This window comes from Nocardioides sp. NPDC101246 (assembly GCF_044767415.1).
Taxonomy (GTDB): Bacteria; Actinomycetota; Actinomycetes; order Propionibacteriales; family Nocardioidaceae; genus Nocardioides.
Map to the genome: position 1 here is coordinate 20,944 of NZ_JBIWNX010000009.1, position 15,217 is coordinate 36,160.

A 15,217-nucleotide genomic window follows, 5' to 3' on the forward strand; every position below is an offset into this window, starting at 1 on the left:
CGTCAGCGAGCGACCGATGGCCTCAGGCCGTCGCGTCCGTATTCTTCGACCTTCTCTACGGAGGCGACGGCATGAGCGAGAACAAGCCTGTCATCGTCTACGGCGCCTCCGGCTACACCGGCCGGCTGGTCTGTGAATACCTGCGCGAGCTCGGCGTGCCCTTCGTGGCCGCCGGCCGCTCCAAGGACAAGCTGGTCGCCTCGATGGCGGCCCACGTACCCGGCATCGAGACCGCCGACTACGAGATCGCCGAGGTCGAGCACTCCGTCGAGGCGCTGACCGAGCTGCTCACCGGCGCCCGTGTCGTCCTCAACACCGTCGGACCGTTCTCCCAGTACGGTCCCGAGGTCGTGGAGGCCGCGCTGGCCGCCGGCGTCCACTACACCGACACCACCGGTGAGCAGGACTGGCTGATCACCTGCGACGAGAAGTACGGCGAGGGTTTTGCCGAGAAGGGCCTGCTGCTCGCGCCCGGCATCGCGCAGATGTACACCACCGGCGAGATCGCCGCCGAGATCTGTCTCGAGCAGCCAGGCCTCGACACCCTCGACATCGCGGTCTTCTGGGGTGGCTCCCCCACGATCGCCTCGACCCGCACGATCCTGGTCAACGCCGCGACCTCGAAGGCGCACTACCTCGAGCAGAACGCGTACGTCGAGTTCGACCCCACCGCCGGGCTGGTCCCGCTCGTGGTGCCGGGCCAGCACGAGCTGGCGCTCTCGCTGCCGTGGGGCGGCACCTCGCACCCGGTCTGGTACCGCCGCGACCCGAAGGTGGCCACCTGCAAGGCCCAGGGTGGCGTCTTCAACGCCGCGCTGATGAACGGGGTGCCGCAGATCGTGGCGGCTGCGCTCGAGGCGACCAAGGACATGGACGCCGAGCAGCGCGACGAGGCGCTGACCGCCACGGCGGCCCAGGTGATGAACCAGATGCCGCCGCGCGAGAACCCACGCCTGAACAAGTCGCTCGACTCGGTCCACGCCTCCGGCCCATTGGGGCGCGCGCACTGCGTCATCCACGGCAACCAGAACTACAAGCAGACCGGGCTGATGCAGGCGTACGTCGCCTATTCGCTGCTGCAGCAGCCGCCTCGCCGGGTGGGCTTCGCCTCGGGCTGCCAGGCGTTCGGTCACCGCGAGCTCCTCGGCCAGCTGCAGGCCTTCGGGCTGGTCTCGGAGCCGGTCGTGACCCGGCAGCGCGGCTGAGGGCGGCCCGATGCAGCTCGTCGACTATCTGGACAAGGGTGCCTCTCTCGGGGGCGACGCGCCCTGTCTCGTCTGCGGCGAGGACACCTGGTCCTACGCCGAGGTCGTCGATCTCTCGGTGCGTGTCGCCGCGGGCCTCCGGGCCCGCGGCGTCGCCCCGGGCGACAAGGTCGCCATCCTCTCGGCCAACGACCCGGTCGCCTTCGCCTCCGTCTTCGGGATCAGCCGCGCGGGGGGCGTCTGGTGCCCGATCAACCCGCGCAGCGAAGCCGCCGAGAACCGTGAGCTGCTGGACCTGTTCGGCTGCTCGGCACTGATCTTCCAGTCGGCCTTCGCCGGCCTGGTCGACCAGATCCGTGGGGATCTGCCGGAGCTGACCACCCTGGTCTGCCTCGACGCGACCTATGAGTGGGCGATCGGCTGGGACGACTTCCTCGGCTCTGCCGAGGAGGTGTTCGAGCCCGTCGAGGTCGTCGACGACCTGGCCATGGTCGTCGGCACCGGCGGGACCACGGGGCGCCCCAAGGGCGTCATGCTCACCGGGACCAACCTGGAGACGATGTCGGCGATCACCCTGATGGCCTACCCGTGGCCGGGGGCGCCGGAGCGCCCGACCTACCTCGCGCTGGCACCGCTGACCCATGCCGCCGGGGTGCTCTGCTTCCCGGTGCTGTGCCTGGGCGGCACGATCGTGGTGATGCGTACGCCGGACGTGGGTGCGTTCCTCGAGCACATCGAGCGCCACCAGGTCACCCACACGTTCCTGCCGCCGACGCTGATCTACCTGGTGCTGGACCACCCGGCGCTGAAGTCGACCGACCTCGACTCGCTGCGCTGCTTCTGGTACGGCGCGGCACCGATGTCGGCGACGCGCCTCGAGGAGGCGCTGACCCGGATCGGCCCGGTGATGGCGCAGCTGTTCGGGCAGACCGAGGCGCCGATGATGATCGCGACCATGGCGCCCGCCGACCACTTCCACGAGGACGGCACCGTCGCCGCCGAACGGCTCTCCTCGGCCGGTCGTCCGGCGCCGCTGGTGACCGTGTCGATCATGGGCGAGCGCGGCGCGATGCTCGGCTCCGGCGAACGTGGCGAGATCGTCGTACGCAGCTCCCTGGTCATGCGCGGCTACCTCGACAACCCCGAGGCGACCGCCGAGGCGACCGCACACGGCTGGCACCACACCGGCGACATCGGCTTCCTCGACGAGGAAGGCTTCCTGCACATCGTCGACCGCGCGAAGGACATGGTGATCACCGGTGGTTTCAACGTCTACTCGACCGAGGTCGAACAGGCGCTGATGACCCATCCGGCCATCGCCGACTGCGCCGTCGTCGGCCTGCCCGACGAGAAGTGGGGCGAGCGCGTCACCGCCGTCGTCCTCCCCCGCCCCGGCGCCTCGGTCGACGTCGCCGACCTCAAGGCGTACGTCAAGGAGCGGATCGGCGCGGTCAAGACCCCCAAGCAGATCGAGGTCTGGCCGGACCTGCCGCGCTCGAAGGTCGGCAAGGTGCTCAAGACCGAGATCAAGAAGACGCTGACTGACTAGTCAGCCTCGTGGCGCCGAGTCGGCGGATCCGCCCCCGTGTCTCGCGAAGCGAAGCGAGCGAGAGGGGGCGGATCCGCCGACTCGGCAGTAATTGTTCAGCCCGCAAATGACGCAGGGTCGGAGGCGTACGCGACCATCCAGCTCGGCTCGATGGTGGCGTAGACCACGCCCGGCCCTTCCCAGGTCTGCGGGTCCGAACCGTAGAACTCGGTGAAGTAGGCGTTGTGGGCCTCGAACTCGGGTCCTTCGGAGACCACGTGCGCGGTGCCATGGGTGAAGACGCCGATCCGCTCACCGTCGACGTGGGTCGCGCTGACCGCCGGCCGGGCGAGCATGTGCTTGGCCTTGACGGCGGTGGGAGAGGTCCCGAACAGCCAGCGACCGTGGACGAAGTGGCCGTCGACGCAGCTCGTCCGCGGCTCACCGCGGGCGGTGACGGTGGCCAGCACCAGCACCTTCATGCCCGTCAGCTCGGTGACGAGCTGACGGGCGTTCAGGCGCCGGTCGTCGTTGACGATGCCGGTCAGGTGGCCGCTCGCGCGGCCGATCGAGGCGTCCAGGAGGCGTTGCAGGTCGGCGATCTCTTCATCTGTCTCGAGCACCCGACGAGTCTCACACCCGAGATCCCCGGCTCGCTTGACCGTTCTTGCGACTATTCGATCGCGGCGGCGATCTCCGGCGGGAGGGCGGTCGAGCCCGAGCCGTCGGCGGCGACGACCACGTAGACGACCGAGACGGCGCAGGTGACCTCCTCGCCCCGGCGGAACTCGAACTCGAGGGTGAAGCTCTTGGTGCCGATCCGGGTGGTGCGCACCGGCACCTGGACCCGGTCGCCGAAGCCGATGCCGGCCTTCCAGTCCAGGTCCGCGTGGACGAGCTGGACGTCGATGCCGAGCTCCTCCCAGCGCGGGTAGGGCACCCCGCACGCGTCGATGAAATGGTTCATCGCCTCGTCGACGTAGGCGAGGTACCAGCCGTTGAACATCACCCCCTGCATGTCGACCTCGAGGTAGCGGGGGGTGAACTCGTAGACCGTCGTCATGGGCGCTCCTTCGCGGGCAGGATCCGTCCGCTGACCTCGCCGAGCGCGATCCGGCCGCCGCCCGGCGCGGGAGCCGTCGCGGTGATCGTGACCTCGTCGCCGTCTTCCAGGAACGTACGTGTGGAGCCGTCGTCGAGCTTGAACGGCTCGGCCCCGGACCAGCTGAGCTCGAGGAACGAGCCGCGCTGACCCGGCCCGGGTCCGCTGATCGTGCCGCTGGCGAACAGGTCGCCGACACGGAGCGAGGCGCCGTTGGCGGTCATGTGCGCGAGCATCTGCGGGGCGGTCCAGTACATCGTGGCGTACGGCGGCTCGGAGACCAGCGAACCGTTGAGCCTGACCTCGAGGGCGAGGTCGAGCGCCCAGGGTTCGAGCGCCGAGTCGTCGAGGTAGCCGGTCAGCGGAACGTCGCGTTCCGGTGGGCTCACCCGGGCCGCCTCGAGCGCCGCGAGCGGAATGACCCACGGCGAGATCGAGGTGGCGAACGACTTGCCGAGGAACGGGCCCAGCGGGACGTACTCCCAGGCCTGGATGTCACGCGCCGACCAGTCGTTGAGGAGCGTGATCCCGAAGATGTGGTCGGCAGCCTCGGTGAGCGGGACCGGAGTGCCCCGGTCCGAGCCGACGCCGACCACGAAGCCCATCTCGGCCTCGATGTCGAGCCGGATCGAGGGACCGTCGACGATCCCGTCCGGCGTCTTCCGCAGCCCGGTCGGCCGGACCACCTCGGTGCCGGAGACGACCACCGTGCCGGAGCGGCCGTGGTAGCCGATCGGCAGGTGCTTCCAGTTGGGCGTCAGTGGCTCGGAGTCGGGGCGGAACATCTTCCCGACGTTGGAGGCGTGGTGCTCGGAGGCGTAGAAGTCGACGTAGTCGGCCACCGTGAACGGCAGCAGCAGGTCGGCCTCCGCGAGCGGCACCAGGTGCGGTCGCACGTCGGCCTCGCTCCCGGGGTCGCTGAGCAACCGGGTCAACTGGGCGCGTACGTCCTTCCAGACGGCCGGCCCGGCGGCGAGCAGCGCGTCGAGACCGCCTTCGCCGACACCTGTGACCGCGGCGACGTCGAGCACCAGGTCACCGATCCTCGCTCCCAGCCGCGGCGAGGGGTCCGCGGCGGTGCGGAAGGTGGCGTACGGAAGCGCCTCGAGGCCGAACTGACTGTCCTTGATGTCCAGCCAGGTCACTGGCGACCCCCCGCCCAGGTCCAGGCGTACTTGCCGTCGTCGACCGCGGCACCCGCCTCGCCGACCTCGAGCGGCCGGAAGGTGTCGACCATGACCGCGAGCTCGTCGAAGAACTCCGCGCCCAGGCTGCGCTCCGTCGCACCGGGCTGTGGGCCGTGGGCGTGGCCACCGGGGTGGAGCGTGATCGAGCCGATGCCGATCCCGGAGCCCTTGCGGGCCTCGTAGTCGCCGCCGACGTAGAACATGACCTCGTCGGAGTCGACGTTGGAGTGGTAGTAGGGCACCGGCACCGCGAGCGGGTGGTAATCCACCTTGCGCGGCACGAAGTTGCAGATCACGAAGTTGTTGCCCTCGAAGACCTGGTGAGCGGGCGGCGGCTGGTGCACCTTGCCGGTGATCGGCATGTAGTCGGCGATGTTGAAGACGTAGGGGTAGAGGCAGCCGTCCCAGCCGACGACGTCGAACGGGTGGTGCGGGAGGACGTGGACCGAGCCGGCGATCCCGCCGGCGCCCGGGCCCCGGTGCTTGATAAGGACCTCAATTCCTTGGGCCTCCGCCTCGCTCTCCTCGACCGTCTGCGGATCGGTCGGGAGCCGGAGGTCCCGCTCGCAGTAGGGAGCGTGCTCGAGGAACTGGCCGAACCGGGAGAGATAGCGCTTCGGCGGGGCGATGTGGGAGTTGGCCTCGATCGCGTAGACCCGCAGTGGTGCGTCGCCGCCCGGCACCCAGCGGTGAGTGGTGGCGCGCGGGATCACCACGTAGTCGCCCTCCCCGACCTCCAGGTCTCCGAAGACCGTCTCGACGACCCCGCTGCCGGACTCGACGTAGACACACTCGTCGCCGATCGCGTTGCGGTAGAGCGGCGAGGCCTCCCCCGCGACCGCATAGTGAAGGCGTACGTCGCCGTTGCCGAGAACCAGCCGGCGACCGGTCACCGCGTCGTGGCTCTTCCATTCCTCGGCTTCGAAGAGATCGTGAAGCCCCAGGTGCATCGGGCGCAGCGGATGGTTGGGGGTGGTGCCGTGGTCGGGCAGCTCCCAGATGCGTACGTCCTTCACCGCCGAGGGGATGTGGCGGTGGTAGAGCAGGGACGAGTCCGAGGAGAACCCCTCCTCGCCCATGAGCTCTTCGTAGTAGAGATTCCCTTCTCCGTCGCGGTGTTGGGTGTGCCGCTTGGGCGGGATCTGCCCGCGCTTTTGGTAATGCGCCATACCTCGGATCGTACGTGACCTGGACCACACCGATCACGGGGGCCGAACGTCCTGACTTTGTGTCAGATACCGGGTAGGGCATGCTTCCTCCTCTAGGCTCCGGAGATGCCCTCCGACACCCCCGAGACCCTCTTCGTGGCGCACGCGACGGGTCGTCTCCTGCATGTCCGGGCCTGCCCCCAGCTCCTCGGTCTCGACGCCCCGATCAGGGCCACCGCCGAGCAGATCGACTCCTTGGGCATGTGTGCCTGGTGCGCGAAGGAGCTCTCCGAAGACGGCCGAAGATACTTCGACTCCGTCGAGCAGGCCGTACGCACTCTCGACCCCTCCGACGACGCCGTTCGTGCCACGGAGGTGGCCTTGGGTGGCGTCCCCTATGACCTCGTCTGGGTGCCGCCGAGCTACTCGTACATCGCTGTCGGGGACAAGGAGCATGCTGTTGCGTGGATCGGGCGTGGGTGTGTCATGCATGCTGATGGGCGGCTTGTGGACTTCGCCTGAGCTGGGGGGGTGTTTCGTGGCTGGGGTGGGCCGCCGACCCTTGCTTTGAGGGTCTTCTCGACGGTCCCCGGAGTCAAGGACGGCCTTCGGCCGCCGGCTTCGCCGGCCGCTTCGCGGTCCTTGACACCGGGGTCCGTCGAGAAAAGATTTGGCTGGCTATCGGGGCGGCGGCCCGGGTGTGGCGCGGAGGGGTTCTTGCTGGGATCAGTGGGGCTTGTGGGGGTGGAGGGGTGGCCCTTCGGGCCACTTACCATCCACAGAAGCGATGTCGTTCGCTCACCGCGAAAGTGGCACTTGACCTGCACCTATAGGTGGCTAGGTATCCCTTGCTGGCGTAGAATCAGACCCATCACGACACACCTCTGAGGGGAGGGATCACGATGAGTCTCGAGCGCGACGTCGACCACTGGGGAACCAACCCCGGCGACGCGATCGACACCGCTCTTGCTGCCATCGAGTCCTCCCTCCAAGACCTGCTCGCCAGCGACCCTGCCTATTGGCGGACCTCGACGAAGAAGGACCTGCTGACCCGTCTGGAGACGATCCAGACCCAACAGGCCGCGCTGAAGCTCCGGGTGTTGGCCAAGGCCAGTGACATCGCCGAAGAGACCGGCGACAAGGACGCCTCCGCCTGGATGCGCGCCGAACTCTTGGTCGACAAGGCCGTGGCCCGATCCCAGATCAAGCTCGCCACCAAGGTCGCCAGATACGAGGTCGTCGCCGATGGCCTTGCCGCCGGCTCGGTCTCCCACGACAAGGCCCGGGTGATCACCAAGGCCCTGGACAAGATCGAGGCCGACCCGATCGCCAGCGCCGAAGACCTGGCCCTGGCCGAGAAACTGCTCGTGGACTACGCCACCAGGTTGACCGCGAACGAGCTGGCGATCGTCGGCAGGAAGATCCTGGCCGAGATCGACCCGGCCCGGTTCGAGGACGCCGAAGCCAAGGCCCTGCTCGCCGAAGAGGAACGAGCCCAGCAGAAGACCGCCCTGCGGGTCTGGGACAACCACGACGGCACCGTCGGGTTCGACGGCGTGCTGCCGGTCTCGATCGGGATGCGGTTCAAGCGGCTGGTCGAGGCCTATGCCCAACCCCGCAAACAACAACTGGTCGAGAAGGGCTCGCCGCTGCCGCCATGGGAGCGGTTGATGGGACAAGGGTTCTCCCGGCTCTTGGAGACCCTCGACCCCGCCGCGCTGCCCCGCCACGGCGGCGATGCGACCACCCTCAACGTCGTCATCTCCCTCGAAGACCTCCGCAAAGACCTCGGCACCGCCACCCTGGGCTACAACGAGACCAACGGCACCACCATCACCGCCGCCGAAGCCCGACGCATGGCCTGCAACGCCACCATCATCCCCTGGGTCCTCGGCGGTGACAGCGAGGTCCTCGACGCCGGCCGAGCCAGCCGGTTCTTCCAACCCATCCAACGCAAAGCACTCCGACTGCAGGCCAAGTGCTGCCAAGCCGAGGGCTGCGACATGCCACCCGAATGGTGCGACGCCCACCACCTGAATCCGTGGGCTGCGGGAGGCAAGACCGACCTCAAGGACGGCGCACTGCTCTGTCTCCACCATCACCGCCTGGCACACGCCCCGGCGTACCTCCATGAACGGCTACCGGACGGCACGATCCGGTTCACCCGCCGCCCCTGAACAGCCGGACCCATAGGCGGGCCGCCGGATCACGCACAGCACCATTTCCCTCGCTTCGCCCGGTCGAAGCGGCATCCCTGCACGCTCGCCCCGATTCAGCGCGACCGACCGCCGCCGAAGCACCCCGGCCGACGGGCCCTTCCCGCGAGGAACGCGGACCCCGGCCGGCGCCCATGCCCGGCGCAACTCTTCTCGGCCGGAACATGCACATCACCACGACTCCCCCAGGCAGGATCCGCGTCGAAGCGACCGTCTCTGACTGGAGCATTCAGTTGGAGCACCCGGCTCGCCGCGACCGACCCGCCGGAGTACCACCAGCCAACGCTGCCGCAACACCACTGCGCAGCTGCGCCGAGCGGTGCCTGGGTGCGGGACAGTAGCGCCGAGTCGGCGGGTTGTTGGGACTGGGCTTGTGAAGCCGTTCACGAAGCGTCATCGGCTTGTACAGCGACGCGCACCAGACCCGGACGACAGCGCACCGGTCGTTTCTTGTGAACGGTTCACAAGGCCGGATCCTCTGTCCTGGTCAGCCACGAAGCACGAGCCGCCCAGGGACATCGCCAGCCACGGCCCCAATCCCGTACCCAACCAAATCCTCCGCACCAGACCCTGCCGCCGACCCTGTATACAGCCAAAATTCTCGGGGTCGACCGGTGTCAAGGATCGCCGAAGGCGACCGGCGAAGCCGGCGGCCGAAGGCCGTCCTTGACTCCGGGCGATACCGAGAACACCATCCAGGAAAGGGTCGGCGGCAAACAGCCCCACGAAGACACGACCACCTCTGCGCGCCCTAACGAGACCCAGCCAGCCCCGGCGATCAGGCGGTATCCTCGAAGACATGACCGCGTTGCCCGACTGGATGCACCCTCCCCGTGAGGAGGGTTGGTACTCCGAAGACCTCGACATGCTCGTCGAGGCGCCGCGTCATACCGAACTCATCGACGGAGCTCTGGTCTTCAATATGTCACCGCAGCGCCGCTGGCACAGTCGGCTCGTCACGGCCCTGACCAACGCGTTGACGGCGCAGGCGCCCGACGGGTTCGAGGTCGATCGGGAGCTGACGGTGGTGCTCGACAGGCGCAACCGGCCGGAGCCGGACGTGCTGGTGAGCACGACCCGGATCTCCGACCAGGCCTCCTTCTACGATGCGAGCTCGGTGGCTCTCGTGGTCGAGGTGGTCTCGCCGGAGTCCGAGCACCGCGACCGGGCGGTGAAGCCGCAGAAGTACGCCGAGGCGGGCATCGCCCACTACTGGCGCATCGAGAACGAGGACGGCGCGCCCGCGATCCATGTCTACGAGCGCGACGACCTCACCAACGCCTACGTCCCGATCGGGATCTTCCGCGACCGGCTCGACGTCCCGGTGCCGTTCCCGGTCAAGATCGATCTCACCGATCTGCTTCGCTGAGGTTCGCCACCGGCACCTCGGGCACCTCGGCGGGCAGCTGCTCCTGCTGGACGAGGTGGAGGTAGGAGAGGTGGCGCTCGTACTGGTCGAGGACGTCACCCATCAGCTGCTCGCGTGAGTAGCCGTTGACGTCGTAGCCCTGGGTGCCCTCGGCGAGGTGGACCTCGGTGCGGAAGTAGAACTCGCCCGAGACGCGGCCGACGGCGAACGTCGGTGCGGGGCAGGGCTGCGGGGTGAGCTTGTAGACGAACGCCGGGGCGTCCTCGAGCTCGGTGTGCAGGTGGACACCGTGGACACCGCGTACGGCCTTGGTCTCCGACACCGTCGAGGTGAGCCCGTGGGAGCAGAGCTCGGCGGCGACCTCCTCCAGGACCGGTGTCGCGACGGATCCGATGAACCGCTCGGTGTCCCGTGCGGTCGGGTAGGTGACCGAGCGGCGCAGCCGCTGCGACAGCGAGGGACGTACGCCGCCGTCGGCCGCCCCGACCAGGCGCGCCGAGGAGATGGCGGCCGGCAGGGAGTACCGCGCGCTGTCGGTCTTGAACGACTCCAGCCGTAGCGAGCGGTGGAGTCCGACGGCGACCAGCGCGAGCACGATCGAGAACGGCAGTCCCATGATGATCGTGGCGTTGGTCAGTGTGGTGAGCCACGCGTCTCCCCCGGCGAACATCAGGGCGAGGGTCAGGGCGCCGATCGCGAACGACCAGAAGATGCGTACCGGGATCGAGCAGTCCGCCATCGGGTGCGGCAGGCGCGAGGTGAAGTTGCCCATCACCAGGGCGCCGGAGTCGGCGGAGGTGACGTAGTAGAGGAAGCCGGTCAGCGTCGCGAGCGCGGCCAGCGCGATCGCGCCCGGATAGTTGTCGAGGAAGGCGTAGAAACCCTGGGCGTAGTTGGCGTTGGTCATCTCGCCGAACTCGGCGTCGCCGCCGCGGATCCGACCGAGCGCGCTGTTACCGAAGATCGAGACCCACAGCAGGATGAAGCCGAACGGGATCATCATCACGCCGACCAGGAACTGCCGGATCGTCCGCCCGCGCGAGATCCGCGCCAGGAACAGCCCGACGAACGGCGACCAGGCCACCCACCAGGCCCAGAAGAAGAGCGTCCACAGGTTCTTCCAGACCCCCACGTCGGGGTTCTCCACGGTGTCGTACGGCATCGTGTCGAAGCTCATCCCCGGCAGATGCACCAGGTAGTCGCCGAGGTTCATCACCAGCGAGTTGAGCAGGAACGCGGTGTTGTCGGAGAAGAGCACGTAGAGCATCAGCGCCAGGGACAGCAGCACGTTGAGCTCGGAGAGCCGGCGGATCCCCTTGTCGACCCCGGAGACCGCCGAGGCGGTGCCGAGCAGCACGGCGACCACGACCAGGCCGACCTGCGCCCCGCGGCCCTCGGGGATGTCGAAGAGGACGTTGAGCCCGGCGTTGAGCAGGGCGATCGAGATGCCGAGCGAGGTGGCGATGCCGAAGATGGTGCCGAGCACCGCGGCCATGTCGATGCCGTCACCGATCCGACCGTGGACCCGCTTGCCGAAGATCGGGTACAGCGCCGAGCGGATCGAGAGCGGCATCCCGTGACGGAAGGAGAAGTAGCCCAGCGCCATGCCCATCACGGCGTACATCGCCCAGCCGGAGAGGCCGTAGTGGAACAGCGTCCAGTTCACGGCCTGCTCGGCGGCGGCGATGGTGTTCCCCTCACCGGTGGGTGGGGTGAGGTACTGCGAGACCGGCTCGGCGACGGAGTAGAACATCAGGTCGGCGCCGATGCCCGCCGCGAAGAGCATCGCGGTCCAGGTGAACATCGAGTACTCCGGCCGGGACTCCTCCGGGCCGAGCCGGACCCGCCCGTGGCGGGACAGGCAGATGAACAGCACGAAGGCGATCAGTGCCGCAGCCAGCGCGAAGTACCACCAGCCGAAGTACGTCGAGATCCACCCGACGACGTGCCCGATCGCGGTCCCGGCGGTATCCGGCGCGAGCAGAGCGAAGAGAGTGAACGCGACGACCACTCCGGCGGATCCGAAGAAGACGGTCTTGTTCAGCTCCGGTTTGGTCAAGGGGATGTCGTCTGGGGCCGCAGCAGGTTCGCCCAAGGGCGTACGCGACGGGTCGATGGTCTCCGGCATGAGCTGTCTCCTCCGGTTGGGGTGCCCGGCAGGCTGGTCCGCCCGGCGCCGGCTTGGGTCACGATCGCGTTTTCACGCCTGGTTGCGCGGGTCTCCCGCCGGCCACAGGGGCGAGTCGTCGCGGTGGCGGTAGTAGGGAGCGTCGGACGGTGCCAGCGGGGTGTTGCCCGCGATCAGGTCGGCCGCCTTCTCGGCGACCATCATCACCGGCGCGTAGATGTTGCCGTTGGTGACATACGGGAAGACACTGGCATCCACCACCCGCAGCCCCTCGGTGCCGTGCACCTTCATCGAGGTCGGGTCGGTGACGGCCATCTCGCCGGTGCCCATCGCCGCGGTGCAGGACGGGTGCAGCGCGGTCTCGGCGTCCTTGCGGACCCACTCGAGGATCTCCTCGTCGGTCTCCACCGACGGCCCCGGCGACATCTCGCCGGCGTTGAACGGCGCGAAGGCGGGCTGGTTGAGGATGTCGCGCGCGACGCGCACCGCCTCGACCCACTCCCGCCGGTCGTTGGCCGTGGAGAGGTAGTTGAACAGCATCGAGGGATGCTCGAAGGGGTCCTCGGACCTGATCCGGACGTGGCCGCGGGTGTCGGCGTACATCGGGCCGATGTGCACCTGGTAGCCGTGCTGACCCTTCTCCTGCCCGGGCGCCATCGAGCCGTCGTAACGGATCGCGATCGGCAGGAAGTGGAACATCAGGTTCGGCCAGTCCACGTCCTCGTTGGACCGGGCGAACCCGCCGCCCTCGAAGTGGTTGGTCGCCCCCAGGCCCTTGTTGCCGAAGAGCCACTGCCAGGCGATCTTGGGCCGCTGGTGCCACACCAGACCGGGCGCGATCGAGACCGGCTGCTTGGAGGCGTACTGGATGTAGACCTCGAGGTGGTCCTGGAGGTTCTCCCCCACCCCGGGCAGATGGTGCACGACGTCGATCCCGTGCGAGCGGAGCAGGGACTCCTCCCCCACGCCGGAGAGCTGGAGCAGCTGCGGGGTGTTGATCGCGCCGCCGCAGCAGATGATCTCCTTCGCCTCGACGGAGTGGGGCTTGCGGGCCCGGCCGACGCCGCGTACGTAGTCCACACCGGTTGCTCGCGGGACGTCGCCGGAGGTGTCGAAGCGGATCTTCGTCGCGTGCGCGAAGGTCTCGACGGTGAGGTTGGGCCGGTCCGTCACAGGGTGCAGGTAGGCCCGGGCGGCCGACCAGCGGCGGCCGTTGTTCACGTTGCGGTCGAAGGGGGCGAAGCCCTCCTGGCGGTAGCCGTTGACGTCGTCGGTGAGCGGGTAGCCGGCCTCCTGGGCGGCCTCGAAGAACGCCGAGAAGAGGGGGTTGGAGGCGGGGCCGCGCTCGAGGTGGAGCGGGCCGGAGCCGCCGCGCCACCGGTCGGCGCCGGAGGTGCCGTCCTCGAGGAAGCGGCTCTCCATGCGTTTGAAGTAGGGCAGGCAGTGGCGGTAGTCCCAGCTCTCCATGCCCGGGTCGGCCGCCCAGCGCTCGTAGTCCATCGGGTTGCCGCGCTGGAAGATCATCCCGTTGATCGAGCTGGACCCGCCGAGCACCTTGCCGCGGGCGTGGTAGACCTTGCGGCCGCCCAGGTGGGGCTCGGGATCGGTCTCGTAGCCCCAGTCGTAGAACTTCGACCCGATCGGGAACGGCAGCGCCGCCGGCATGTGGATGAACGGGTCGATCTTGAAGTCGCTGTGGCCGGCCTCCAGCACCAGGACCTTCGTGGACGGGTCGGCGCTGAGCCGGTTCGCCAGCGCTGAGCCGGCCGATCCACCGCCGATGATGACGAAGTCGTACGTCGCGGGCATCGCTCACTTCTCCTTCGTGCTGGTCTCGCGGGGCGCGAACCAGTGCTGGGGGCTCGGGTCGATGTTGTGCCAGATGTGCTTGGTCTCGCGGTACTCCTCCAGCCCGGCCCGGCCGAGCTCGCGCCCGATGCCGGACTGCTTGTAGCCGCCCCACTCGGCCTGGGCCACGTAGGGGTGGTAGTCGTTGATCCAGACCGTGCCCATCCGCAGCCGGGCGGCGACCCGCTCGGCGCGGCCGGCGTCGCGGGTCCAGACGGCGCCGGCGAGACCGTAGATGGAGTCGTTGGCGATGCGGACGGCGTCGTCCTCGTCGGTGAAGGTCTCCACCGTGAGAACCGGACCGAAGGACTCGTCCTGGGTGACCGACATGTCGGTGGTGCAGTCGTCGAGGATCGTGGGCAGGTAGTAGAAGCCCCCGGCGAGGGCTGGGTCGTCGGGGCGCCTGCCGCCGGTGCGGAGGGTCGCGCCCTCGGCGATGCCCTTCGCGACGTACGCCTCGACCTTGTCGCGGTGGGCGCTGCTGGTCAACGGGCCGGTCTCGGCATTCTCGTCGAAGGGACCGCCGAGCCGGATCTGCTCGGCACGCGCGACCAGCTCGTCGACGAAGCGGTCCTTGATCGACTCCTCGATGATCAGCCGCGCGCCGGCCGAGCAGACCTGGCCGGAGTGCAGGAAGACCGCGGTCAGCGCGAAGTCGAGGGCCGTCTCCAGGTCGGAGTCGGCGAAGACGATGTTGGGATTCTTGCCGCCGAGCTCGAGGGCGACCTTCTTCACCGTCGTGGCGGCGTTGGCCATCAGCCGCTTGCCGGTGGCCAGGCCGCCGGTGAAGGAGACCAGGTCGACACGGGGATCCTCGGACAGCGGTGCGCCCGCGGTCGGCCCCTCACCGAGGACCAGGTTGCCGACACCCGCCGGGAGCCCCGCCTCCTCGAGCACCTTCATCAGGTGGATCGCACTGTGCGGGGTGATCTCGCTGGGCTTGAGCACGAAGGTGTTGCCCGCGGCCAGGCACGGCGCGACCTTCCAGGCCACCTGGAGCAGCGGGTAGTTCCACGGCGTGATCAGACCGCAGACCCCGACCGGCTCGTGCACGATCCGGCTCTTCACGACGGCGTTCCCGGTGTCGATCACACGTCCGGCTTCCTCGGTGGCGACGTGGCCGAAGTGGCGGAACACGGAGACCACGTCGGCGACGTCGTACTCGCTCTCGACCAGACGCTTGCCCGTGTCGAGCGACTCCGCCCGGGCGATGATCGCGGTGTCACGCTCGAGCAGGTCGGCGACCTTCAGGAGCAGATCGCCGCGCTCCCGCGCCGGCATCGCCGGCCACTGGCCGCTGTCGAACGCGTTCCGCGCCGCGGCGATCGCGGCCCGGGTGTCGTCGGCTCCAGCCTCCGCGACGGTTCCGACCACCGCGCCGTCGGCCGGACAGCGGATCTCCCGCTGGTCGCCCGACTGCGCGGGCAACCAGCGCCCGTCGATGTAGATCTGGCTCATGCAACCTCCGGCGTCGGATTGCTCAACA

The 15,217-nt window shown here is 68.7% G+C and carries 12 protein-coding genes; 5 read left to right on the forward strand and 7 right to left on the reverse strand.

All coding sequences use genetic code 11. The features are described 5' to 3' along the window. The first annotated feature begins 71 nt into the window (after window positions 1-71). Together ACIRON_RS17505 and ACIRON_RS17510 are read left to right on the forward strand one after the other, a co-directional pair. A complete protein-coding gene (locus ACIRON_RS17505) occupies window positions 72-1,205 on the forward strand; it encodes a DUF5938 domain-containing protein (protein WP_402993799.1) in 1,134 nt (377 codons plus the stop codon). A gap of 10 nt (window positions 1,206-1,215) precedes the next feature. Beyond that, window positions 1,216-2,754: a long-chain fatty acid--CoA ligase gene (locus tag ACIRON_RS17510; RefSeq protein WP_402993801.1), complete on the forward strand. Its 1,539-nt coding sequence runs from the start codon at window positions 1,216-1,218 to the stop codon at window positions 2,752-2,754. 95 nt (window positions 2,755-2,849) lie between these two features. On the opposite strand, the gene ACIRON_RS17515 is transcribed toward ACIRON_RS17510, so the two are convergent. Genes ACIRON_RS17515 through ACIRON_RS17530 form a run of 4 tightly spaced genes read right to left on the reverse strand, consistent with a single transcriptional unit; the run spans window position 2,850 to window position 6,191 of the window. Continuing rightward, window positions 2,850-3,356, reverse strand: a complete 507-nt coding sequence (locus tag ACIRON_RS17515; protein WP_402993803.1) for a pyridoxamine 5'-phosphate oxidase family protein — start codon at window positions 3,354-3,356, stop codon at window positions 2,850-2,852. A gap of 50 nt (window positions 3,357-3,406) precedes the next feature. Continuing rightward, window positions 3,407-3,796 carry an acyl-CoA thioesterase gene (locus ACIRON_RS17520; RefSeq protein ID WP_402993805.1) on the reverse strand — a complete coding sequence of 130 codons (390 nt, stop codon included), beginning with the start codon at window positions 3,794-3,796 and terminating at the stop codon, window positions 3,407-3,409. Continuing rightward, a complete protein-coding gene (gene fahA / locus ACIRON_RS17525; protein WP_402993807.1) occupies window positions 3,793-4,980 on the reverse strand; it encodes a fumarylacetoacetase in 1,188 nt (395 codons plus the stop codon). Before fahA ends, ACIRON_RS17520 begins: the two co-directional genes overlap by 4 nt. Continuing rightward, window positions 4,977-6,191, reverse strand: coding sequence for a homogentisate 1,2-dioxygenase (locus ACIRON_RS17530; RefSeq protein ID WP_402993809.1), 1,215 nt, complete (start codon window positions 6,189-6,191; stop codon window positions 4,977-4,979). The genes fahA and ACIRON_RS17530 overlap by 4 nt, the downstream gene beginning before the upstream one ends. Window positions 6,192-6,296: 105 nt before the next feature. Between ACIRON_RS17530 and ACIRON_RS17535 the strand changes: the two genes are divergently transcribed. The 3 genes from ACIRON_RS17535 to ACIRON_RS17545 all read left to right on the forward strand — a co-directional run bounded on the left by ACIRON_RS17535 (window position 6,297) and on the right by ACIRON_RS17545 (window position 9,755). Continuing rightward, on the forward strand, window positions 6,297-6,692 hold the full coding sequence (locus ACIRON_RS17535; RefSeq protein WP_091047031.1) for a hypothetical protein: 396 nt from the start codon (window positions 6,297-6,299) through the stop codon (window positions 6,690-6,692). Window positions 6,693-7,072: 380 nt separating this feature from the next. Beyond that, window positions 7,073-8,347 (forward strand): DUF222 domain-containing protein, encoded by a 1,275-nt coding sequence (locus ACIRON_RS17540; protein WP_402993811.1) that lies wholly within the window; start codon window positions 7,073-7,075, stop codon window positions 8,345-8,347. Between the two features lie 838 nt (window positions 8,348-9,185). After that, window positions 9,186-9,755, forward strand: a complete 570-nt coding sequence (locus ACIRON_RS17545) for a Uma2 family endonuclease (protein WP_402993813.1) — start codon at window positions 9,186-9,188, stop codon at window positions 9,753-9,755. Here ACIRON_RS17545 and betT read toward each other — a convergent pair. The 3 genes from betT to ACIRON_RS17560 form a co-directional block, all read right to left on the reverse strand. Continuing rightward, entirely contained in the window at window positions 9,736-11,883 is a 2,148-nt protein-coding gene (gene betT / locus ACIRON_RS17550) for a choline BCCT transporter BetT (RefSeq protein ID WP_402993815.1), read from the reverse strand. The two genes, ACIRON_RS17545 and betT, sit on opposite strands and share 20 nt — an antisense overlap. A gap of 72 nt (window positions 11,884-11,955) precedes the next feature. Continuing rightward, complete coding sequence (gene betA / locus ACIRON_RS17555; protein WP_402993817.1) at window positions 11,956-13,692, reverse strand: choline dehydrogenase; 1,737 nt, start codon at window positions 13,690-13,692, stop codon at window positions 11,956-11,958. Between the two features lie 3 nt (window positions 13,693-13,695). After that, complete coding sequence (locus ACIRON_RS17560; protein ID WP_402993819.1) at window positions 13,696-15,189, reverse strand: aldehyde dehydrogenase family protein; 1,494 nt, start codon at window positions 15,187-15,189, stop codon at window positions 13,696-13,698. Window positions 15,190-15,217: the final 28 nt, after the last annotated feature.

What these genes read in the sequence shown, in the direction of transcription:
- ACIRON_RS17505 (WP_402993799.1), top strand. Translation starts at nt 72, where the DNA reads ATGAGCGAGAACAAGCCTGTCATCGTCTACGGCGCCTCCGGCTACACC.
- ACIRON_RS17510 (WP_402993801.1), top strand. Translation starts at nt 1,216, where the DNA reads ATGCAGCTCGTCGACTATCTGGACAAGGGTGCCTCTCTCGGGGGCGAC.
- ACIRON_RS17520 (WP_402993805.1), bottom strand. Translation starts at nt 3,796, where the DNA reads ATGACGACGGTCTACGAGTTCACCCCCCGCTACCTCGAGGTCGACATG.
- ACIRON_RS17530 (WP_402993809.1), bottom strand. Translation starts at nt 6,191, where the DNA reads ATGGCGCATTACCAAAAGCGCGGGCAGATCCCGCCCAAGCGGCACACC.
- ACIRON_RS17535 (WP_091047031.1), top strand. Translation starts at nt 6,297, where the DNA reads ATGCCCTCCGACACCCCCGAGACCCTCTTCGTGGCGCACGCGACGGGT.
- ACIRON_RS17540 (WP_402993811.1), top strand. Translation starts at nt 7,073, where the DNA reads ATGAGTCTCGAGCGCGACGTCGACCACTGGGGAACCAACCCCGGCGAC.
- ACIRON_RS17545 (WP_402993813.1), top strand. Translation starts at nt 9,186, where the DNA reads ATGACCGCGTTGCCCGACTGGATGCACCCTCCCCGTGAGGAGGGTTGG.
- betT (WP_402993815.1), bottom strand. Translation starts at nt 11,883, where the DNA reads ATGCCGGAGACCATCGACCCGTCGCGTACGCCCTTGGGCGAACCTGCT.
- betA (WP_402993817.1), bottom strand. Translation starts at nt 13,692, where the DNA reads ATGCCCGCGACGTACGACTTCGTCATCATCGGCGGTGGATCGGCCGGC.
- ACIRON_RS17560 (WP_402993819.1), bottom strand. Translation starts at nt 15,189, where the DNA reads ATGAGCCAGATCTACATCGACGGGCGCTGGTTGCCCGCGCAGTCGGGC.